This is a genomic window from Haloferax sp. s1 (assembly GCF_058382125.1).
On record NZ_JBZRPK010000422.1, the window covers coordinates 1 to 4,450 of the forward strand.

Genomic DNA, 4,450 nt, shown 5'->3' on the forward strand with positions numbered 1-4,450 from the left:
GGCAGGTGGAGGTGGGGGATGGATCGTGTCCGGGCGAGCCGGAGCCCGTCGTAGAGGTTCACGGCGTGGAGGGCACCAAGTCGCCGAAGACCCCGGAGGGGGTACCAGGACCCGCCGTCGCGTGCGAGGCGGACCGACGAAAGGTCGAGCTCCTCGGCGTTCGGTTGGTTGATGATGTCGTTGTACATCGCTGGGACGCCGTGCATCAGGGTCAACCGCTCGTCTTCGATGAGCGAGACGGCCTCTTGGGCGTCCCACTCCGGAAGCGGGTAGTAGGCGGCGCCGTTAAACAGCGCCGCGTTCATCACCACGGTCATGCCATAGATGTGGAACAGCGGAAGGACTCCGAGTTGCTTGTCGTCCGTCTGAATTCCACTAGGGATGAGGTCTGCGGCAGTATTTGCGTTTGAAGAGAGGTTCCGATGGGTCAACTGCACGCCCTTGGGCCGTCCCGTCGTGCCGCTGGTGTACGGCTGGGCCGCGACGTCGTCAGGGGCGCGGTCCACGATTTCGGGGTCGTCGTCACCCAGGAACGCTTCGAAGTCGATTCCTCCCTCGGTTTCCTGACCGACGGTAACGACGTGTTCCACGTCGGTGTCGTCGCGCACCTCGTCCACGAACGGGACGAGGTCCGACAGCGTCACGACCACCTGTGCGCCGCTGTCGGACAGCAAGTGGCCGATTTCTCGCGATTTGTACTGCGGGTTCATCGGGACGACGACGCCGCCCGTCCGAAGCGTCCCGCGGAACGCGGTAACGAACTGCGGCACGTTCGGCAGGTACACCGCGACGCGGTCCCCTTCGCCGATACCCCGGTCGTTCAATCCCGCCGCGAACTGGCCGGTTTGCGCCCAAAGCTCTCCGTAGGTAACGTCGTTCCCCGTATATGATACGGCGACTTCCCCGGTGTCGTCCTCGGCGACCGACCGGATGTTCATGACAATATTTGACATTCCAGCGGGACATCGTAGTTATCCCTCTAAAGGCTTCCCCCTGTTATAACCAATTATTACCTAATCAGGATTCTAAACTAACATCAATAGGTCGAATAATGTGGTTCTTAACGATGGTAGAATGGTGGTGTCGCACGCGGAGGCATACTTCGTGGATATATTCGTCGCCGCCGTGCTGGGTATCTTCAAGGACGATTCGTGCGGTCGTCACCGGGAAGAAACGGAGGCCGTAAGAGTTCGTGCTGTCGGCTGTAAGTACGTGAAGACCACCTCCGAATCGGTTGTTTCACTGTCTTTACACGCCGTCTACTGCAACCTCCTATTTAAAGAATTAACAGCCGACAGTATCAGTAGTCGAACTCGACGTCGACGTCGCCCGCACATTCCGTCATCACGACTGCGGCCTGACTGTATTGCATCACCTTCTGCATGTCTCCGTCGAGATCGAACGTTCCATCCATCATTCCCTCGACCGGGTCGATTTCGCCCTGCATGAGGAGCTTCCAGTCCTCGTAGCCGCCACGGTACGCGAATCCCCAGTCCTCCTTGTCGGGGTCGCCCACGACGTATGACTCGGTACAGTCTCCGTCCTCAAGGCCTACGAAGAAGTGGATTGGATCGCCCTCGTAGGTCCCGTCCGGTTGAATCTCGTAGAGGAAGTCGCCGTTGAATCCGACTCCCCACCCCTCACCGGTATCCGAGTACTCCTCGGAGGCGTTGAGCTTCCGTTTGTACTCCTTGATGTATGCTTCCGGCTCGCTCGGTAGTCGTACTGTCATACCCTCTACTTCCTAAGGCAGACTGTATCGATTATTCCTGTTATACCCGGGTGTTTTTATACGCTCGCCGACGGCGCGGTGACTTGGCCGACCCCGACGGCTCGGACGGTACCGGGTCGCCGAACGGGGTGCGGTCGCGAAACCGCAGTGGTGACGGACGTTAGAACTCGGTGCAGACGGGGATTCCCATCGTGTCGTACTCGCCCAGCCGCTCCATCACGCTCGGAATATCTCCCAGAGAACAAGTCTCTGAGACTATCTTTCCCGGGTTGATCTTCCCGCTCGACATCATCTGGAAGATGTCGTCGTACTCGTGGGGCGGCATCCCGTAGGTGCCGTAGAACTCGCGCTCGTTTTGCACCATGAAGTCGATCGGTAGCGAGACCTCGCCGCCCTCCTCGGAGGTGGTCAACCCGACCTGGAGGTGCTGTCCGCCGGGGATGAGACAGTTTACGGAGTCTTTGATAGTCTGTGAGATGCCGAGCGCCTCGACGGAGACCTCGACGCCACGGCTTCCGTCGGTGAACGACTTCACCGCCTGCGGGACGTCGTCGACTTCCGTAGAGTCGATCGTCTCGACGGCGCCGAGGTCCCGTGCGAACTCCAGTTTCTCCTCGACGATGTCGATCGCGATGACGTTGCCTCCGAGCGCGGTCGCGGTGTGGACCGCGGAGAGGCCGACGCCGCCACAGCCGTGTACCGCAACCCAGTCGCCCGCACTGACATCAACGCGCTGACTGACGCCATGACAGGCGGTCGCGAACCGACAGCCTAGCCCCGCGATCTCGTGGGCGGGGACGTTCTCGGGAACCTCGACGAGGTTCTGGTCGGCGTTTCGGACCGAGAACTCCTCCGCGAAGGCGCCCTTCTGGAACTGGACGAACCCCATCGGGACCGAGGATTCACAGATGTTCGCCCGACCGGCCCGACAGTGCGGGCAGGTGCCGTCGCTCAGATTGAACGGGGTCGTCACCCGGTCACCCTCGCTGAACCGAGTGACGTTCTCGCCTACCTCGACGACCCGGCCGACCGGCTCGTGTCCGAAGATCAGCCCCGACCGCGGAATGATGCCGAGCCAGTCCCAGTCGCCCTGCCAGGCGTGCCAGTCGCTTCGGCAGATCCCGCACGCCTCCGTCTCGATGACGGCCTCGTTCGCCCCGCAATCCGGTCGGTCGACTGACTTGAGTTCGAGCGGTTCACCCACGCCTTGGAACACTACAGCGTCCATGGGTGTGACAATGACCACCACATATAAAAAATTACTTAATATATCTTATATTTTTGGATATTCTATCATCTATTGCCGATATTACTTCCGCAATCACGTACAAATACGTGGTTAGTTACCCGATTTTCAGTACCTCTCCGAAGTTCATTTTCACCGATTTGGTTCGGGAGTAGTCGTCCAGCGCCTCCTCGGAGAGTTCCCGACCCATCCCGCTTTCCTTGTAGCCGCCATGGGGTGCCGGGTCGAGCATGTCGTCGTACGTGTTCACCCAGACGGTGCCGGCCTTGAGTTCGTCAGCGACGTCGTGGGCGGTTTCGAGGTCCTGGGTCCAGACGCCCGCAGCGAGGCCGAAGCGCGTGTCGTTCGCGCGTTCGATGACCTCGTCGCGCTCGCTCCACTCGAAGACGGACAGAACCGGCCCGAACACCTCGTCGCATGCGACCTCCGCGGAGTCGTCGACGCCGGTGAGGACGGTAGGCTGCACGAAGGGCGCGCCCGCCGTGTCGCTCGCCTCGCCGCCTGCGTCGACCTCGTCGACGTCGTCGCCGACGAGGGGCCTCGCGCCGTCCTCGATGGCTCGGGAGATGTACCCCGTCACTTGTTCGGCGTGGTCGTGGTCGATCATCGGGCCGACGTCGGTCTGTGGCGACAGCGGATCCCCGACGGTCAACTCGTCGATCCGTTCGCGCAGCATGTCGAGGAACTCGTCTTTGATGTCCTCGTGGAGGAACAGCCGCGAGCCGGCGGTACACTGTTGGCCGGAGTTGAAGAAGATGCTCACGATGGTCCCCTCGAGCGCCTGTTCGAGGTCGGCGTCGGGGAAGACGATGTTCGGACTCTTGCCACCGAGTTCGAGCGACACTGGGGTGATAGTGTCCGCAGCGCCCTCCAGCGTTGCGGTCCCCGCGGCCTTCGACCCGGTGAGCGTGACCTTGTCGATGCCGTCGTGCTGGGAGATGGCGTTTCCGACGACGCTGCCGGCGCCGGTCACGACGTTGACCGTCCCCGTCGGGAGGACGGTGTCACAGACGTCGGCGATCTCCAGTGTCGCGAGCACCGCCTTCGACGACGGCTTGAACACGACCGCGTTGCCCGCCGCCAGCGCCGGGCCCAGCTTCCAGGCGACGAACATCGCGGGGAAGTTCCACGCCGAGATGGCCCCCACGACGCCGTACGGTTCCCGCTTCGTCACGACGTGTTTCTCGTCGTCGGTGGGAACGACGCGCCCCGTGTCCGCCGTGCGGGCGACCGCGGCGAAGTGGCGGAACTGCTCGACGAGGATCTCGATGTCGACGAACCGCGAGTGCAGGTTCGGTTTCCCGGCCTCGAGCGTCTCGATCTTCGCGAGTTCCGTCTTTCGCTCTGCAAGCCTGTCGGCGATCTCCTCGAGCTTCTCGCCGCGCTGTCTGGGCGAGAGCTGACCCCAGTTCCCCTCGTAGGCGTTGCGCGCCGCCTCGACGGCGCGGTCGACGTCCGCGGCGGTTCCGACC

Annotated in this window: 4 protein-coding genes; all 4 read right to left on the bottom strand. The window is 62.1% G+C overall.

Annotated elements, in window-relative coordinates:
* Nucleotides 1–953, bottom strand: a 953-nt coding sequence (locus QT222_RS05745) for an AMP-binding protein (RefSeq protein WP_491476595.1), incomplete at its 3' end; no start/stop codon positions are given.
* A 347-nt stretch (nt 954–1,300) separates the two neighbouring features.
* On the bottom strand, nt 1,301–1,732 hold the full coding sequence (locus QT222_RS05750; protein WP_004060541.1) for an SCP2 sterol-binding domain-containing protein: 432 nt from the start codon (nt 1,730–1,732) through the stop codon (nt 1,301–1,303).
* A 160-nt stretch (nt 1,733–1,892) separates the two neighbouring features.
* Nucleotides 1,893–2,960, bottom strand: a complete 1,068-nt coding sequence (locus QT222_RS05755) for a zinc-dependent alcohol dehydrogenase family protein (RefSeq protein WP_491476596.1) — start codon at nt 2,958–2,960, stop codon at nt 1,893–1,895.
* A gap of 115 nt (nt 2,961–3,075) precedes the next feature.
* Nucleotides 3,076–4,450, bottom strand: a 1,375-nt coding sequence (locus QT222_RS05760) for an aldehyde dehydrogenase family protein (RefSeq protein ID WP_491476597.1), incomplete at its 5' end; no start/stop codon positions are given.

Coding starts and splice junctions, on each gene's coding strand:
- QT222_RS05750 (WP_004060541.1), bottom strand. CDS start 1,732: ATGACAGTACGACTACCGAGCGAGCCGGAAGCATACATCAAGGAGTAC.
- QT222_RS05755 (WP_491476596.1), bottom strand. CDS start 2,960: ATGGACGCTGTAGTGTTCCAAGGCGTGGGTGAACCGCTCGAACTCAAG.